Annotated in this window: 17 protein-coding genes and 1 pseudogene; 5 read left to right on the top strand and 13 right to left on the bottom strand. The window is 49.8% G+C overall.

All coding sequences use genetic code 11. The features are described 5' to 3' along the window. From AC2FID_RS21910 to AC2FID_RS21900, 3 genes and pseudogenes are all read right to left on the bottom strand, one after another. Positions 1–182 (bottom strand): annotated as a pseudogene (locus tag AC2FID_RS21910) (IS6 family transposase); the annotation flags it as partial. Positions 183–313: 131 nt separating this feature from the next. Next, positions 314–1,768 carry a SpoIIE family protein phosphatase gene (locus AC2FID_RS21905; RefSeq protein WP_496838696.1) on the bottom strand — a complete coding sequence of 485 codons (1,455 nt, stop codon included), beginning with the start codon at positions 1,766–1,768 and terminating at the stop codon, positions 314–316. Positions 1,769–1,793: 25 nt separating this feature from the next. Next, positions 1,794–2,171, bottom strand: a complete 378-nt coding sequence (locus AC2FID_RS21900) for a hypothetical protein (protein WP_496699989.1) — start codon at positions 2,169–2,171, stop codon at positions 1,794–1,796. Between the two features lie 87 nt (positions 2,172–2,258). Here AC2FID_RS21900 and AC2FID_RS21895 point away from each other — a divergent pair, with 87 nt between their 5' ends. Genes AC2FID_RS21895 through AC2FID_RS21885 form a run of 3 tightly spaced genes read left to right on the top strand, consistent with a single transcriptional unit; the run spans position 2,259 to position 4,301 of the window. Then, positions 2,259–2,846, top strand: coding sequence for a SiaB family protein kinase (locus tag AC2FID_RS21895; protein ID WP_496761501.1), 588 nt, complete (start codon positions 2,259–2,261; stop codon positions 2,844–2,846). Positions 2,847–2,856: 10 nt separating this feature from the next. Beyond that, entirely contained in the window at positions 2,857–3,246 is a 390-nt protein-coding gene (locus tag AC2FID_RS21890; RefSeq protein ID WP_282151851.1) for a DUF1987 domain-containing protein, read from the top strand. After that, positions 3,243–4,301 (top strand): adenylate/guanylate cyclase domain-containing protein, encoded by a 1,059-nt coding sequence (locus AC2FID_RS21885; protein WP_496754868.1) that lies wholly within the window; start codon positions 3,243–3,245, stop codon positions 4,299–4,301. The genes AC2FID_RS21890 and AC2FID_RS21885 overlap by 4 nt, the downstream gene beginning before the upstream one ends. Before the next feature lie 108 nt (positions 4,302–4,409). Here the strand turns inward: AC2FID_RS21885 and AC2FID_RS21880 are convergent, their stop codons facing one another. Next, positions 4,410–5,117 carry an IS6 family transposase gene (locus AC2FID_RS21880; protein WP_496838694.1) on the bottom strand — a complete coding sequence of 236 codons (708 nt, stop codon included), beginning with the start codon at positions 5,115–5,117 and terminating at the stop codon, positions 4,410–4,412. A 776-nt stretch (positions 5,118–5,893) separates the two neighbouring features. On the opposite strand from AC2FID_RS21880, the gene AC2FID_RS21875 reads away from it, so the two are divergent. Next, on the top strand, positions 5,894–6,253 hold the full coding sequence (locus AC2FID_RS21875; RefSeq protein ID WP_496760770.1) for a hypothetical protein: 360 nt from the start codon (positions 5,894–5,896) through the stop codon (positions 6,251–6,253). A gap of 173 nt (positions 6,254–6,426) precedes the next feature. On the opposite strand, the gene AC2FID_RS21870 is transcribed toward AC2FID_RS21875, so the two are convergent. From AC2FID_RS21870 to cls, 3 genes are all read right to left on the bottom strand, one after another. Continuing rightward, a complete protein-coding gene (locus AC2FID_RS21870) occupies positions 6,427–7,506 on the bottom strand; it encodes a DUF2652 domain-containing protein (protein WP_496760771.1) in 1,080 nt (359 codons plus the stop codon). Positions 7,507–7,846: 340 nt separating this feature from the next. After that, complete coding sequence (locus tag AC2FID_RS21865; protein WP_496838692.1) at positions 7,847–8,554, bottom strand: IS6 family transposase; 708 nt, start codon at positions 8,552–8,554, stop codon at positions 7,847–7,849. A 31-nt stretch (positions 8,555–8,585) separates the two neighbouring features. Beyond that, a complete protein-coding gene (cls, locus tag AC2FID_RS21860; protein ID WP_496838688.1) occupies positions 8,586–9,908 on the bottom strand; it encodes a cardiolipin synthase in 1,323 nt (440 codons plus the stop codon). Between the two features lie 542 nt (positions 9,909–10,450). Here cls and AC2FID_RS21855 point away from each other — a divergent pair. Next, positions 10,451–11,338, top strand: a complete 888-nt coding sequence (locus tag AC2FID_RS21855; protein WP_496780440.1) for a mechanosensitive ion channel family protein — start codon at positions 10,451–10,453, stop codon at positions 11,336–11,338. A gap of 35 nt (positions 11,339–11,373) precedes the next feature. Here the strand turns inward: AC2FID_RS21855 and AC2FID_RS21850 are convergent, their stop codons facing one another. From AC2FID_RS21850 to AC2FID_RS21825, 6 genes are all read right to left on the bottom strand, one after another. Then, positions 11,374–12,591, bottom strand: coding sequence for an AI-2E family transporter (locus AC2FID_RS21850; RefSeq protein WP_496838687.1), 1,218 nt, complete (start codon positions 12,589–12,591; stop codon positions 11,374–11,376). A gap of 22 nt (positions 12,592–12,613) precedes the next feature. Further along, on the bottom strand, positions 12,614–12,853 hold the full coding sequence (locus AC2FID_RS21845) for a hypothetical protein (RefSeq protein WP_271946087.1): 240 nt from the start codon (positions 12,851–12,853) through the stop codon (positions 12,614–12,616). Between the two features lie 110 nt (positions 12,854–12,963). Beyond that, positions 12,964–13,821: a DUF1269 domain-containing protein gene (locus AC2FID_RS21840; protein WP_271946085.1), complete on the bottom strand. Its 858-nt coding sequence runs from the start codon at positions 13,819–13,821 to the stop codon at positions 12,964–12,966. A gap of 72 nt (positions 13,822–13,893) precedes the next feature. Beyond that, positions 13,894–14,679 carry a transporter family protein gene (locus AC2FID_RS21835; RefSeq protein ID WP_496838686.1) on the bottom strand — a complete coding sequence of 262 codons (786 nt, stop codon included), beginning with the start codon at positions 14,677–14,679 and terminating at the stop codon, positions 13,894–13,896. Further along, the gene (locus AC2FID_RS21830; RefSeq protein WP_481668664.1) at positions 14,676–16,394 is read right to left on the bottom strand and encodes an alkaline phosphatase family protein; all 1,719 of its coding nucleotides are present in this window, start codon (positions 16,392–16,394) and stop codon (positions 14,676–14,678) included. The genes AC2FID_RS21835 and AC2FID_RS21830 overlap by 4 nt, the downstream gene beginning before the upstream one ends. Positions 16,395–16,465: 71 nt before the next feature. Then, a complete protein-coding gene (locus AC2FID_RS21825) occupies positions 16,466–17,062 on the bottom strand; it encodes an HdeD family acid-resistance protein (RefSeq protein WP_496780435.1) in 597 nt (198 codons plus the stop codon). Between the last annotated feature and the right edge of the window lie 4 nt (positions 17,063–17,066).

Raw genomic sequence — 17,066 nt, 5'->3', positions numbered from 1 at the left:
AACATCGGGCCGAACCTATTCCACCAGTATCGGACAGTTTCGTGGCTCACGTCGATGCCTCGCTCGTGCAGTAAATCTTCGACATTCCGAAGCGAGAGTGCAAACCGAATATACGGCATCACCGCAAGGCGGATAATCTCAGGGCTGGTTTTGAAGTATTTGAATGAGGCAGGTCTGGTCATGAACAAAAGCTACGCAACCGCCCTACCGCTCTCAAGCAAAGTTCTTCTGACAAGACCGTACTGGAGTAGATTTCAACGTTTTGGGATTAGCAGAGTGCGTCGCACCTCTTAAACACACCTCAATCTGCATTTCAGGCAGTGCGAAAAGCAATCATTGTCAAGTCATCCAAGCGTTCTTCCTTCGTACTATAGTCTTGAAAAGCGCTGTGAATAGCCGACAATAGCTCTTCCGAACACGACCACTCTTCCTGTTCAAATACAGATACAACTCTCTGAAAACCAAAAGCTAAACGTTTTTCTCCACCTAATTGGTCAATCAAGCCGTCAGTTGAAACAAAAAAATCTGTGATTTGATCCAATTGAACTTCGTGTTCGAAAAATTTTGGGCCAATTGGAGTATCCACATACCCAATGCTCAGCTTGTCACCTCGGATTCGGTCAATGCCGGTATTGGATTTGACCAAAAGAGACATATGCGCACCTGCAAACGTCGCTATCCCTTTTGCTGAATCGATCTGGCATATCGCAGCGTCCATGCCGTCGTTGGAAGCCCCGTTTGCAGTATCCTGATTTAGAAGTGCACGCGTCAAATCGCTCAACTTGGACAGTGCCAGCGACGGGCTAAGCATTTCATTTTCGAAGTAGAGCCGCTCAAGAGAAGCGATTGCTAACATAGTCATGAAACCCCCAGGAACGCCATGACCTGTACAATCAATTACGGCGAGCGTCGAAATTGGGCCATCCGACTTAATCCAGTAGATATCTCCTCCAACCAAATCGCGAGGTTCCCATTTAACAGCAAAATCGGCAAATGCGGCATCACACTGACTTGTCGTGGGTAACAAACCCTGTTGAATTCGCGTGGCATAATTTACGCTTGCGACGATCTGATGGTGCGCCTCTCGGATTTCGTTGACTCGTTCAACCTCTCGATCCAGCATTGAATTATAGCTTTGAACTACTTTGCCAATCTCATCTTCCGACTCGTATGGGACAATCTGAGGGTCATCGTATCGCTCAAATCTTTCGATGGCTTTCAACATTTGGCCGAGAGGTCTGTTGATGAGCCATAAAAATGCAGCAGCGCCTGCTAAGATCAGTGCAAATCCGCCGAGAATTCCAAGAAGGACCACAACGCCTACTTCTGTCCTTAGCTCATTGTTCAAGATCTCCTGATCAATTCGGGCCAACATCGTGGTCGGCCCTGCTGCCGTGGGAACAGTAACGACGATGTCTAAGCCAGGTTTTTTTATTTTGTCGCATCCTATAGCAGGCCAGGAAACCAGAGTTTCTGAGCTTTGTTCTAAACTCTGTTCAGCGCAGATAACGTAAGGAAAACCCGAATAGACCGCCAGCAGGCTCGTTGCTTGCGCAAGATTTCCTGCTTCAACCAATTCAGCCAACGGGCGCGCGATACGATTGGAAATCGTTGCAACTTCCGCGGCAACCTGATCTGTTTGAGCTTGCCTTTTGAATTCATAGTAAAAGAGAAGCACAATGGCGTTTAGCACACCTCCGAGCAGGAGGGTCGCCAGAATATGCTTCAGGAATATTCGGCGCTTCAAGAATGTCCAGAGTTTATGCACTAAATGCCTCTATAGTGTCCGGCATTTAGTTCCCGATGTTCTTCATCGCGGCCTGAAGAGCGTCACGATTATTGACGATCATCTGTACAACTTTGTAGTCCCCGGAAACTTCCCGAACTAGAAAGTCTGCGGTCACGGTGTCGCCACCTTCGGTTATCATTTCAGAGCAGACGAAATAGTCACTTCCCGCAAGAATAACCATTGGATGAACATTTGCAGGATAAACGGTTTCAAACGCGTTGGTGGTCGTGTCCAGATAAGTGTAAGAACCGTCGACCATCACTCCATCAACATGTGAAATCATGGCGGATTGGAGCTTTGCCTTGACTTCAGTTGGAATGTCGGCCGCTGCTGCCGGGTTGGACGATATTACTACGGCGACCATACACAATAGCCTAATCATGCTAACCTCCCCACTAATAACACTGCACAATTGATACACTAAAAATGCATAAATGTGTATCTTATGATATTAAGGCCTGAATTGAACTTGGTTCCACCCAAGCATGACCAAGGGGAACAAATGCTTGCAAGCGAAGTCTACGAACTGCGCGCGAACCTGCGCCGACAAGGCGTTGTCTTTGCATACAGTGGTTATGTAACTGAAGGTATCCTCAGCGGTGTTGGCGATGCGTTAAAGCAGAAATTAGTGTCTGAAGACGCTGACACCAAAACTCTCCGAAGTGTTTTCGCTGTTTTTGTCGAGCAAATGCAGAACATCATCAGATATTCTGTTGAACGACTACCGACCGACGGTGAGACTGAGGTGCTGGACATAAGTTACGGCATTGTGACCATCGGAAACGAGGCCGGCGGGTATGTCGTTCATGCGGGCAATCTGATCCTTTTAAGTGACGTAGACAACATGCGAAGACGGCTTTCAGAACTACGCGCCATGAATCGTGAGGAACTTAGGGCCGCATACAAAGACCAACTCCGGTCAGAAACTGACGCTGTCGGCAATAGTGCAGGTATCGGGTTAATTGAAATTGCGCGTCGAGCGTCAAAGCCAATCGAATTTGATTTTATGCGGATTGACGATCAGCACGCATTCTTCGCACTCAAAGCGACGGTTTAAGAGGGTACGGATGCAAAATATTGATATCCCGGCAACAAACCGCACTCCGGCCGTCGCGTTCGATTTTGACGTTGGCCACCTCAAACTGATTGGGGAGTCCTACCCTGAGGATGTTACGACCTTCTACAACCCGTTGTTTGATGCTTTGAAAAGTTGGTTGTCGGATGGCTCAATATCCAAATGTCGATTTGAATTTGAACTCATCTATTTCAATTCGTCCAGCGCCAAGGCCATCATGATGATCATGGAGCTTTTGGATTCCGCTGCTGAGGCGGGAAAAAGCGTTGACGTCTATTGGTTTCACGACCCCGAAGACGAGACCATGGAAGAACTTGGGGAGGAGTTTGGGGAGGACCTGAAACATGCCAAATTCACACTGGAAAAGTTGTTGGATCGATGACTATCGACGATCTCTTTGTTCGCGAGAATGAGGCTTTGGAAGTCGCGGAAGCAGCTTTAAACAGTGGACAATTTCCGAATGATGAAACGCGCAAGTCAATTGAAAACCTTGTCGGAGAATACAGAAAGCTGCTCAGAACCACGCGGCGCATGATGCGATTGAGTGATCGCAACGAGCGGGAATTGAATGCATTAGCCGAAAAACAGCGCATCGCCGCCGAAGAGGTTACCCAGAAAAACCAAGAGCTTGAGGCATTGTCAGGAAAGCTTGCCAAATACTTATCGCCTCAAGTCTACAACTCGATCTTTTCCGGTCGCCAAGAAGTTAAACTCGCGAGTAAGCGAAAAAAGCTGACAGTGTTTTTCTCGGACGTCGCCGGCTTCACAGAGCTTACGGATCAGATGGAGTCGGAAGATTTAACAGAACTCCTGAACAGCTACCTGACTGAAATGGCGGAAGTCGCTCTGAAACACGGTGCGACGATAGATAAGTTTATCGGCGACGCAATCCTTGTCTTCTTTGGAGACCCGGAGACTAAAGGTGTGCGGGAAGATGCTTTGGCATGCGTGAGAATGGCAATTGCAATGCGAGACAAGTTGGCAGAGTTGCAGGCAAAATGGAGGCGTCAAGGAATTAGACAACAGTTACAATGCCGTATTGGTATCAATACCGGCTTTTGTACTGTCGGAAACTTTGGGAGTGACGACCGTATGGACTACACCATTATTGGTGGGGCTGTGAACGTAGCTTCTAGGTTGGAGCATCAAGCCGACGAGGGTGCGATTTATATCTCGTACGAAACTTGGGCGCACGTAAACCACGAAGTAGAAACAGAAAAAGTCGGCGCCATCCAGGTAAAGGGTGTGGCTCAACCTGTCATGACCTACCGTGTCTTAGGTCAAAAGAATTCGAGACCGCGCGTAGAAAAAGTTGTATACGAAAACCCGAATTTTCGAATGGTGTTAGACCCGAGCTCAATGACATCAGAAGAACGCGCCGCGAGCTTAGAAATACTCAAGTTGGCGCTTGCTACACTCCGCAAAAACGAACACTGAAGTCGGGCAGCCAGTGTTTGAAAGTGTTTGAAGTGTTTTGGCAACATCTCTGGAAGGTGCTGTCAGACGAATTCTAACCAGTCTCAGTTTGCCGCGGAAACTGCGAACCTATCCGGAACAGAGTTGACGCCACTCGCTAAGAGCGGCGGCGCGGGTCAGCTTGAAGGTGTCCCGGCTGGTGAGCGATCTTTCCTGGTTGAAGTGGTTGTAGACAGAGGAATGGACGGAGGCGAATTTCTGTAAACTTCGCATGCGCCTGAAACGCTGCATCGCGCGTTCTCTTCGTCGGAAAGGCAGGTGCGAGTTCTCGACGCGGTTGTTGAGCCACCTGCCCGTCCTTTGTTTTTCGAGTGCACCCAGTTCGTGGAGCGCGGCTCTGTATGAGGCGAAGCGATCCGTCACGACGGTTTCCGCTTTGCCGTGTCGCTTCATTAACTTCTTGAGGAATTTCAGTGCTGCAGCCTTGTTTCGGCGTTTGGTGACAACGGCTTCCAGCACCTCGCCTTCATGATCAACAGCCCGCCAAAGATAGTGCCGCTTGCCATTCACCTTCACGAAAACCTCGTCCACGTGCCACTTCCATTTGGAGAATGCGCGCAGCTGCTGAACACGCTTCCGTCTGATCTCAGCAGCAAACATCGGGCCAAACCTGTTCCACCAATATCGGATAGTTTCGTGGCTCACGTCGATGCCTCTCTCCTGCAGCAGATCTTCGACATTCCGAAGCGAGAGCGGGAAACGGATGTACAGCATCACCGCAAGGCGGATGATCTCGGGACTGGTTTTAAAGTATTTGAATGAGGCAGGTCTGGTCATGGGCAAAAGCTACGCAACTGCCCTGCCCCGCTCAAGCAAAGTTCTTCTGACAAGACCCTCATAACAATCAAGAAACAACGCGACCAGAGGGAGTAGGCAATTTACGAAATCGTCGAACTTAGATGAAGTATTTACCATAGGCCGTTTAACAACCAATTGGCCTTGTGTTCGTCTACAATGTGCGTTTTTCCGTTGTGACTGTAGACCTATTTTGTCGAATTTGGAGCAAAATCTCTGAAAATTGCGAAAACTTTACGGGTCTGAGACCATGAATGTTAGTTTTCAACCGTTGTTTTTTAACGAGTTGAATATGTTAAGACTAGGTGAATGGAAGCTATTGCCTGCAAAAAGTAGGCTCTCCCAGTATTTCTCCCTTGGGAATAGCTCCCAATCATCTTTCAAAGCGTTTTTGGAAATAGCCGGCCCAATATGCGTTCTTGCAGTTTTGCTTGCCTATAGCCTTCATAAGGCTTCTGCCGCGAGCTACGCATCGATCCTCATGTGAAACAATTTAGCTTCGGCCGAGATGCCAGGTTCTTTGCTTAAAGATGTTGCAACAACTACTGGTCTTAAAGCGGGCATTCGCTTCAATTGCCACAAAGTCTGACCGCTAAAAACACAATTCATGACCAGACTGCTCCAGAGGCCTTCAAATTCAGACCGACGTGAACACAGGCTAGGGCATGATTGTTCGTTGGTTCATTAAATGAAGTCTCCAAAGAAAATGTAACAAATGCAACAACAGTATGAGTTCAGTGAAATTGAAGGAACACCGCGTGAAGATCTATTCTGTATTCGTTTGGATGCTGGCCCTGACCTTGATGGTTGGCGTCATCGATGTGGCTTCCGCCAAAGAAAAAGGCGGGAAGTCAAAAGACAAGAAAGTTCAGTTGGATGGCAAGCCGGATAAGGGTCAGAAAGCTGTGCCGCCAGGGCAAATAAAGCGCTATTCAAGAGGAGCCAAACTTCCCGCCGACTTGGATTACTCGGACATCGGCGACCTTTCCAACTGGAAATTGAAACCTCCAGGAAAAGGAAATCGTTACATACGCGTCAACGATGAAATTTTGGAAGTTTCTGATGATCTTTCGACTGTAGTCGACGCCGTTGGCATCGTTGGTGACCTTGCTAAGTAAAACGGCTGAATCATAACACTTGGACTCAACGCGGTCAGCTGATTGATTTGGTCAGATGTCGGCTTTTGGACGGATAGCAGACCCAACGTTGCAAAGCGCCAACGTCCGCCTTGCGGACAAAGCAGACCTTACATTATTCAGTGTCGGGCGTCCGTCATTTGGTTAGGACGGTGCTATTTGGATTGGCTGAGTTGCTCATTCATGTCCGCAAAAGACACGGCCCAGAATTCCGCCAAAAACGCTGAACATTCTTGTTCGGAGATTTCCGAACGCGTTCCATCGGCATCGGTTGCTATACCCATTGTGTAGCGAAGCTCGGTGCCCGTCTTAGTTTCTGTCAGATGGTAGGTCTCAGGGAAGCTGACGTTTGGGCGCGCAGGGTCCAGAATGCGCGTTGAAAAATAATCAAAGGGTTCCCAATCTGTAACACGATAAAAAAAATGGGCCATTTCGTGTGCGCAATGATAGCCCGACCCTGGACCAAGGCGTCCAAGGGGGTTCTCCATCTTGATATCGCCGACGCGATTCATCCACTTCAGTTTATGTTCGGGAGCAACGAGAGCCTCCCAAACGACCCCAATGGGAGCGTCGAAATGATATCGCAAGGTCCATACGCCATCCTGCTCTTCCAAGAAATCGCGTTGGCGATCAGCGCGCATTTTTTTCCAAGATTTGGCCAAATCGTAGACCTTCATGCGGACTTCACCAAAATGTTCGATATCCTGCGAAAAAGGCTGCATTATTTCACTGACGTCCATGGCGGCGGCGGCGGCTTCGCTGAACAGGGCATAGCTGTGAATACTGGTGTTCTCAGATACGTCTGTTTTGGTCATCCGGTGAACAAGGATGACATCGGCTCCCGAAATGTCCTTAGTCGGGCCAAGCTGCATTTCGTCAAATTGGCCGTGGTGGGCGATGATTTTGAGGTCCAAATTGTCGACATTGGCGCAAGCTCGGCATGGGCATGTCGTGTTTGCGATTATGTCCTGCCGCCTGAGGGTAAATGCGTTGTACAGGTTTTCGCAGATGGTCAGAAACGTCTCACCCGACGGGAAATCCTGACGCGTCGAGTATGCAAGGACAGCGTCGCCCTCGGTTTTCCAAAAATGCAACGGATCGCCGACTTGCTCAATCAGTGCTGCCAACAGCGATTGCAGGATAGGATTGGCATGGTCCATTTCCGAGGATGTCAGGAATTGCGTGTACCCCGAAATATCGGCGATCAGCAGATACCCAGTGTGTGTTGCTGTCATAGTCCCCTCCCCAAAGAGCGGTCGGTACGTTTCTTGCACCAGTACCGGAAAAGTACACGCAAGCGTCTGTCATGGCCATACGGCATAGAAGGTCTCAATTTCAGATTGCTGTAGTCGACCGCTTCAGGCTCAAAGTAGACATTCAGAGGAGTCCGCCCAATGTCTGCTGTGCGGGACGAAGCCGTCATCCGATTTCGACCCTTCGCCGACGCAGCATAGGTTTGCATCTGCAGCGACCCCAGCTCCGTTTCGCAGCCCATGTCGCCAAACCGGTCATTCGCCGGCGGGGTGCTGTCAGACCAATTCGAACCAGTCTCTGTTTACCCCTAAATGCCAGAACTTATGCTGAACAAAGTTGGCGCCACTCGGAGAGAGCAGCGGCGCGGTTGAGCTTGAAATTGTCTCTGCTGTAGAGGGCGCGTTCCTGATTGAAATGGTTGTGGACGGAAGAATGAACTGCGGCGAACTTCTGCAAACACCGCATTTGCCTGAAGCGGAGCATCGCACGTTCTCGTCGTCGAAATGGCAGATGGGAATTCTCGGCCCGATTGTTCAGCCAGCGGCCGGTCTCTTGCCGACTACCGTTCCCGACAACTCTCATCGCCGCGCCATAAGACCGCAGTTTGTCTGTCACGATGGATTCAGGTTGACCGTAGCGTTTCATTGATTTTTTGAGGAATTTCAACGCAGCTTTGCGGTCACGGCGCTTGGTCACATAACTTTCCAGCACCTCGCCTTCGTGATCCACAGCCCGCCATAGGTAGTGCGTCTCGCCATTGATCTTCACGAATACCTCGTCCAGATGCCACTGCCAGTTCGAATAACATCGCATCCGATTGACCCTGTTTCTGCGGATCTCTGCCGCGAATATCGGGCCAAATCTGTTCCACCAATAACGCACAGTTTCGTGGCTGATCTCGATGCCGCGCTCGTGCAAAAGATCTTCAACATTGCGAAGCGAAAGCGGAAACCGAACATACATCATGACGGCCAGACGGATGATCTCGGGGCTCGTCTTGAAGTAGCGAAAAGGGCTGCGTTTTGTCATCCTGCGACGCTAAGTGCTCGCACTGCCCGCCTCAATAAGTTTCTTCTGACAGTGCCATCGCGGCTGTAGCCCCGGCGGCGCGTGTATCGAAGAAAACGGCCATTGCTTCAAAATTCAGCCGGAATGAGCGGTTATCCATGTTCGTTGTCCCTATCGCGGCCAAAGTATCATCAACAACCAATACTTTTTGATGCATGAAACCGGAACTATATCTCAAGACCTGTACTCCGGCCTCGCGGATTTCATCAAAAAAGGCAAAAGCGGCAAGCCAAGGAATCTTATGGTCAATGACGTCCGGAACCAGGATGCGGACATCCACTCCTTGCAAAGCAGCGTGTTTTAAAGCTGTGAGCACATCGGTATCGGGTACGAAGTACGGCGAAGCGATCCAAATCCGACGTTTGGCATTCGCGATTGCCGTGAAAAAGAACAAGGCACCGGTTTCCATTTCGTCCCCGGGACCGGTTGGGACGATTAATCCGGACATGTTCTCTTCCATGTGACCAGCCTCCCAGTTCATCTCCGAAATCAGGACTTCTTCAGTTGCCCAATGCCAATCCTCTACAAACACCAGTTGCAACTGCGAGGCGATCGGGCCACGGATTTCGACATGTGTGTCGCGCCAATCACCGAATTTTGGGTCGCGCCCCATATATTCGTCTCCAACATTCAATCCGCCGGTAAAGCCGACCGTTCCGTCGACGATCACCGTCTTGCGGTGATTGCGTAAATTGAGTTGAAATCGGTTTTTAGCTCCGCGCATCTGCGCGGGTTCAACTACTTGCACACCGGCTGAACGGAGATCATTAAGATAAGAGTTTGGAAGTTTAACGCTCCCAACTGGATCGCACATGAACCGAACTGCAATTGCACGTTTTGCTGCGGTGATCAGATGGTCCCGCAGTTTCCGACCCAGATCATCATCATGAACAATATAAAACTGCACCAGAATGTAATCTTGGGCTGCGTCAATAGCGGCAAAGATTGCATCGAACGTTTCTTGCCCGTTTAATAGGATTCGCATGTTGTTGCCCCGGACCACGGGGAGTTCAGATATCCTTTCCAACGCTTCGGACGGAAACTCTGTAGGCACGTCGGGCGCATTGACCTCGCGAAACGTCTTGATTCCGTCAATTACCTCCTCGCTATCGCGGCGCGCAGTTAAGTATCGGTCGAACTTGTGATGTCCCAAAAAAAGGTAAAGCGGAACGCCAAGATACGGGGCAGTAATCAGAAAAACGACCCAACCCACTGCACCCTGAGAGGTTCGCGCCGATGAGATCGCCCTCCATGCAAACCAAATGGCAGTGGCTTCGAGGGCTATCAGGAGCAAGACCAGAATTGTGGACACCATGTGGGCCTCTTTGGTTCACAGTTGCGGAAAGGGCGTTCCAACACCCGGTGGAGATCCACCAGATTAACCAATACTCGCAGGAAAGGATCGCCTAGGGCAAGCGCGTTGAAACGCAGTTCTTGGTGAGTTCGGGTGGCAATTCGATAGAGAATTCTCATTCGTGTGCCGCTTTGACAAATTGGGAGCAATTTATCCCGATACTCCAGAAAAAGCTGGAAGATTCTCCCAGAGTTTCCGATGCTGTCCTCCTGCAAACTTCGGGGGTCGTTTGAGAAGTTTACGACCTACATGATCCAAAAGAGAGGCCAGTTCAGCAATTGGAAGAAACTCAATCTCTGTCGATGAGCGCAGTTATCGAAATGCAGGAACGTTTCAGCCACTGGCAGGCCGACCTAAATCAAAGCAGCGTAATTCTCTCTTTGTTCTTTCTCTTGGCCGTTGTCATCGGCAGGGGGCCACTTGCACGATGGCTTATGGCAATGTTTCGGGCACTTCTCAGACGTTTGTCCATTGAACTTTCGGAAAAGGTAGCTGACGAACTGATGAGGACCACATCAGTTTTGATTGTGACCTTTGCTGTTTTTGTGGTTCTGGAAACATTGAATGTTCCAAACATGCCTGGTGACATTTTTAGGCGCGTTATGGCCTCAATCGCTGTGATCGCAGTATTCTCAGGGTGGTACAACCTGAGCGGGTCTTTTGTATCCCTTCTTCAGAGCGACCGGTTTGGAGAAGTCAAGATGGAGGCCGGATGGATGGAGCGCGTTGCCCGTTTTGGCATCTTGCTGTTTGCCATTACGTCACTGCTAGAAGTTTGGAGGGTCGACATCAGCGGTGCGCTGACCGGTGTTGGAGTACTGGGCGCAGGATTGGCTATCGCGACGCAGGACCTGATCCGCAATCTTGTGGCAGGCATGAATAACATGAGTGAAAAGCGCTTCGCTATTGGGGACTCGATTCAAATCGACGGTTCGTTTGTCGGGACAGTCGAATCCATTGACCTGCGTTCCACCCTAATCCGTGGGTTCGATCAGATCCCACGGCATGTTCCGAACTCCGAGTTATCCAACGCAGTTGTCCTAAACTATTCACACCGCCGACATCGAAGGGTCATGCTTAGCATACCGTTGCTTCTAGACAGTACCGAGGCTCAGGTCCTTCAGGTGCGTGATACGTTGCGGGAACATTTGTCGGCTTGTGGAGATTTCGAATTGTCTGAGGAGGCACCGAAACATGTCTATGTCGAAGGGTTGTCAGAAAGCGCCGTAACCATCATTTTTTACGCGTGGACGACTACCCCTGAATACGACAATTTCCTCCGTGTGAATGAAAGTCTTTCGCTCAAAATCCTTGAGACGGTGCGCGCGGCAGGAACAGAACTGGCCTATCCAACACAATCGATCAATCTGCGCGGGTCAGCCATTCCGTGACCTCCTGATGATACCGATCAGTATTTCCAAAGCGTCTAGCTCCGGTTATCTAAGTTTTGCTCAAATTCCTGACGGATTGCTTCTGTTTCGGTATCTAGTTCGGATTTGGATACCGTCAGCTTAGATTTTCGACGTGCAGCTTCAGAGGCTTCGCCCTGTGCTACTTCCCTTACTGGATTGTCTTTTTGACTACCGCCGGACAAGTTACCATCGCCCGACATCAATATTGCGAGTGACTTCGTCGATGGGATGTTGGCTAACACGATCATAGTACAGACGGTAATCGGCACGCTTAGTAGAGCCCCGGGGATACCCCAGATTGCGGTCCAGAACGTCAGTGCGAGGATGACCATCAAAGGCGACAAGTTTAGTGATTTTCCGGTTAGCGACGGTTCCAGAATATTCCCGATGATGAACTGAACCGCCCCACAGCCCACCAAAATAATTAGAAAAGGCGTGTTAGTATCAAACTGCACAAGAGCAACGAGCGAGGGCAACGCTACCCCGATGATTGAACCAATCGTTGGAATGAAGTTCAGTACGAATGCCAGGATGGCCCAGGTTTCGGCAAAATCCAATCCCACGGGCTTCATGATCGCGTAGCTACCGACACCCGTTAGGAAACTAACGAGTGTTTTGATTCCTACATATCGCTGCACGCTTTCTGAAATGCGTGTCAGCACGCGGTGTAAGTTTTGTGCGGATTCCGCATCTGGAGCTGCCAGTGCGACTTTCAACCTCATGGGTCCCTGTTCCAGCATCATGAAAGGAATATAAAGAAGGATCAGAAAGAAGGCGCTCAAAAAGCTTCCGGCTGAACCGATTGCTCCGCCAGCGAAGCCGGTGAAGTCCATCTCTAAGATCGCTTGTTGCGCTGCCTGATAGTTCTTGTCTCCAACAAGAGTGACCACTCGGGCCAAGATTTCAGAGAACCTTGCTTCATATCTAGGCAACGCATCGGCAACCGCGCCCGCTTGACCGGTCAGAATTGACAGTAATCCGAGCAATCCCAACACTAAAAGAGCAGCGCTAATGACATGGGCCAACCATCTAGGGATCCGTGTCCCGAGAATTTCAACCTGACATAACCTGTCGACTGCGGAAGTCAGAAGAATGAAAACCAAGGAAGCAATCGACAATGGAACTAGAACATCAGCCGCCAGGACCAGTCCTGCGATAGTAAAAAAGGCGATCACGACAACCCGGTGCCAAAACGCCAGACTAAAAACGTGTGTTTGCTGTTGATCTGGCACCGGCTGGGCTACTTCCTGTCTATTACCCTACGGATTTCCGAACCTTGTCATATACGGCTTTCATTTTCAAACCAAGTTCCCGCGCAGCTTCGCCGACTTCATCCGCCGACTGATTAAATTGTGATGTAGACAGGAACCTATCCCACTCCGAAACAAGTGAATCCCATTCGTCTTCCGCCTCCATTGTTCCAAGGTTCAACTGAAGTTTAATTTCATCTCTCTTTTGTTGTAGCTCGGCCATCATGGCCTTCAGATCTGGCATTTCTTTCACCTTTTGTAACACGTAATTGCCGCGAGACGGTTCTCGGGTTTATCTGCACTGCCAATTTTAAACGGTGCTGGTTGGATGTTTAAACATCTTACTAAAAAGAATTAGGTCAACGCTTCTTTGGCCAGTGACATTGACGCATCTAGCTTGGCCTTTCGTTCTTTGTAGTCTGCCTGAATTTCAGCTTTACGCTTTTCAAACTTGTTCCTTGTATTTTCTTTGGCCACCGCAATTTGCTCTTCAATCGCCTCGAGCCTTGCAGCTGTTTGGCTGTTCAGTTCGGTGATACGTTGCGAGATTTTTTCTTTGGCTATACTTGCCTTTGCCTTGGTTGCGTCGATTTTGTCGTGGATTGCTTGTTTGGTTTCTTCGTTAGATTGCTTCCACTCGTCTTTTAGCTCTGCAATTTCCCGATTAAGTTCCGCCATTTCAGCAGCGTATTGTTCATCGATTGCATCGGCGCGTGGCTTGCGGAAAACCACTCCTCCAGCCTCGCTCATTTTGACATCCAATGGCGATGTCCAAACTTCGTCAACCGAGGCCACCAAGCAAGATTTACCAGGAATAAGTTCGATGCTGATTTCGTCAAGCATCGTAGAATCTATTCCCGCAACCCAAAGATCTCTGTAGACACCAAACAATCCACCTGTCATCGATCCGACAGCCATTCCTGAGGCGGCCACTGATGCTGCAGCCGCAGATCCGGCGACTGCAGCTCCGGATGCGACTGCCACCGGGCCGGCCAAAACACCAACCATTCCGCCGAGAACGAGGCCCAGTGCCGTTCCCAACGGCCCTTCATCTTCCACCTTCTTAACTTCAACTTTGCCTTCGAGATCTTTCCCGATGACTGCAGCGGCATACACCGCGAGATCTCCTTGGGAATGTAGCGCGCGCAGTGCGGTTTCACCCTTGAATGCAGCAGCATCATCCTCGAAAACGACGGCAATAAATTTTTCCATGTTGGTACTCCTGATGGTTGATTTTAGGCGGGAATTTCTTAGTGGACAGGAACTTTTCTAAACACTAAATGCTCATTGAAACTGCATGTTAAGTGCCGCGTAAATTTGCCATTTTGGCAGGCTGATTCCTTTGTCGAAAACCGAGTACTGCGGTTCGACAAAAAAGTTGTAAACGGTATTGCCGCGTTTGGTGACCTTGCCTAGGCGAATGCCCAATGGGACAGAATAGCTGTCATTAACAAAATTGTAGGTCCAGATCGGGGCGCCGCCCGTGTAATACCCATTGCCCAGTTGGTAAAAAACAAAGGGTTGAAAGGCACCCAAATTGGCACGTGGGCGCCCATTTGTATCCCCAACGCCTCCACGCCATGTCAGAAGATATCCATATTGAAAGACGGGCGAAGTTGCATTGAAGTAAACGTTGGCTAACCCAAGCTGCCATTGATCGGCTCCCAAGCGGTCGTCGGAGGCTGTTGGCACGACCACTTGCGGACCAAGCGCAAAACTAATTCCGGGGTTACCCGTATTAAACTGATAGGCCGCAAAAACATCAAAATCTCCGACGCCACTCAAAGTTTGGCCATCTGTTCCCACCGGTAACGAGTTGAATGGCAACGAGGCTCGGATCAGCCAATTTGAGCTGCCTAAAGTGACCGGCTTTGCATAGCGCAGAACAAATTGATTTCCGGTCGCATTAGCTGGTCCTGTAAAGTCACCGATATAGTAGTTTTGGATATTGAACGCTGTGATATCAGCCAGAGGATTGTTGGCTTGCGCTGCATCAGATTGCGCATAGGCCGGAGTGCTGGCGACGCACAGAATGGAAAGTTGGGCTAAGCGCTTAAAGAAGGATTTCATGGGGCTGCCTTTGTCTCGGGCATCGCTTCTGGCAAAGGTACACCCACCGCTCCGGAAGGGGGCTTAGTGCCCAGAAGAGACGCAATCGTAGGCGCGACATCCACAGTTTCGACGCGTCGTGCGACGGTTTGTGGAACAATATTTGAACCTGTAAAAATTAGGGGAACGTGTGTGTCATATGTCCAGGGAGAGCCATGAGCAGACGCAACGTGCAACCCGTCAAAATCAGCCACAAACCAATGCGGTTCGAACACCACATAGATATCTCCCGACCTATCTGGATTAAAGTTAGCCAAGACGGCATCGCTAATCTTGGTTTTTGCAAACGACCCGCGTCGCAAATCTGAACTCCCAACCGCATAGGCAATGCCGGGGAGCTTTTGAAGTTCCTCAGCAACAGCTCGCTCGACGACCAAAGGATCTAAAGAACGTTTGGAAATAAGATCTTGGTTCAAATAGACGTAGGGGTTGGAAAAGTTCTGAACCAGATCAGCGGATTCACCAAAATCCATTTGAAGACGCACAAATCCTGGTTCTGTATCGACGCGTTCAAAGCTGAACAAACCAGCTTCAATGCCTAGAGTCGCCAGAAACTCCGGGTGTTCCGGTGCGCCGTGATCTGCCGACAAAACGATCAATGTGTTTTCCAGACCAACTACGGCATCCACATGTGTTAAAAGGTCAGCGATTTGCCTGTCGAGATGCGCGAAATTGTCTTCGGCTTCTAGGCTTGAAGGGCCGAACATATGGCCGACATAGTCTGTAGATGACAAGCTGACCGACAGATAATCAGTAACGTCATCTTGCCCCAGTTGTTCTGCATCCAACAGGGCTTTGGCAAAATCTACTGTTATTTCATCCCCTGCCGGGCTGAGGGTTAAGAGCGTTGTGAAGTATTTCCCTTCTGCCGCTCCCCAGTTATGCGGAAATGTCCGGCCAAACCCCTGTATATCGGTTTCCCACGGTTGGTCGTCGCGGTCTGCAAAGGCATACTTCCCGACGTCTCCCAGAAGAGTCCAAGATCGATTGGCATATGATGCGACAAGGCCCTTTGAGTTCCAATCCTCAATCCAACCGGGGTAGGCGTCGCGATAGAACGTGCTTGTAACAAACCGACCTTCTGACTTTGAGAACCAGTAAGCGTCACCAGCGTGACCTGCCATTGCAATTGCACCGCGATCCTTGACCGACACACCAAACACTTTTGAAGTCGGCCCAAAGTGCAGGCCAATTTCATCGGAGATAGTTGAACTGATGATATTGCGGGGAGATCGACCGTCAGTTGTGGCTGCTCGTTGGGTCGGATCGATTTCGTTCTCCGCATCGACTCCGGAAGCCCCGACCAAAGGATAGTCCGGATCCTGCACGTTATAGAAAGGCTTGCCAGTTTTTCGATCAAACCACAGGTTGGCTACCATACCATGGATAGCAGGGTCCGTGCCGGTTGCGAGCGTCGTGTGCCCGACAATTGTTTCAGTGTTGGCATGGCGGTGATGAGCATTTGTAAAATTGACGCCATGATCCAACAAATAGCGAAAGCCGTCCTCTCCTATGTGGATACTGAATCTGTCGATTAGGTCTCCACGCAACTGATCAACAGTAATTTGAAGAACCAGTCGAGGCTTGCCTTGAGCGCTTGAGACAGACGGAACGACCAAGCTGACTCCAACAACCAACCATTTGATTAGCAGGGGAAGAGTTTTCGGTTCGATCACGTATTTCGTCCTTTTTTGTAACAGTAGAATTTGTGTTTACCCAACGTTTGCCGCAGTTTTGGGTCGTTTTTTCAGACCGCGACCGACACGTCGTTCCTTAGGCCATGGGCAAAGCGGATATATCCTGCGCCCTCACCGATCAGCGATACGCCTGCAACGATCCCCAACAGCATCACGCTCACTTCGGGGTACTTCACTAACAGATATCCCGATGCCAGTACGGACACACAACCAACGGAAATGACCCAGCCAGAACCTTGATCCGGTCGCGCCATTACGCCCACTGCAATCCGCACCAAGCCATTCACAAAAATTGCAACAATCAAGACCAACGTAAGCGCCATGAGCCCTTCAAGAGGGCGAAATATCAGCAACAACCCGGCAATCAGATTGAAGCCCCCCAAGATGGAATAGATGAGCCTTGCATTCCAGCCATCTTTGGTTGTGAAAACCTGCACTAGCACCACGAAGCCACCTACAGCGAAAACAAATCCCACAGCAAATTCAATGGCCAATGATACCAAAAAAGGTGCAAAAATTGCGAATACACCCCCGATAGCCAACACAATCCCGAGTCCAAGAAACCAGCCCCAGTATTTTTGCAGATCGTTGTCTGAGTGTCCCATACTCATTGTATCTTTCCCTTGGTCGATTGCATTTTCAAACACTGGC

The organism is Ruegeria sp. CDSC068, from assembly GCF_059610545.1.
Note: the sequence above shows the minus strand (reverse complement) of the source record. Positions and strands in the feature narration are given on the sequence as shown.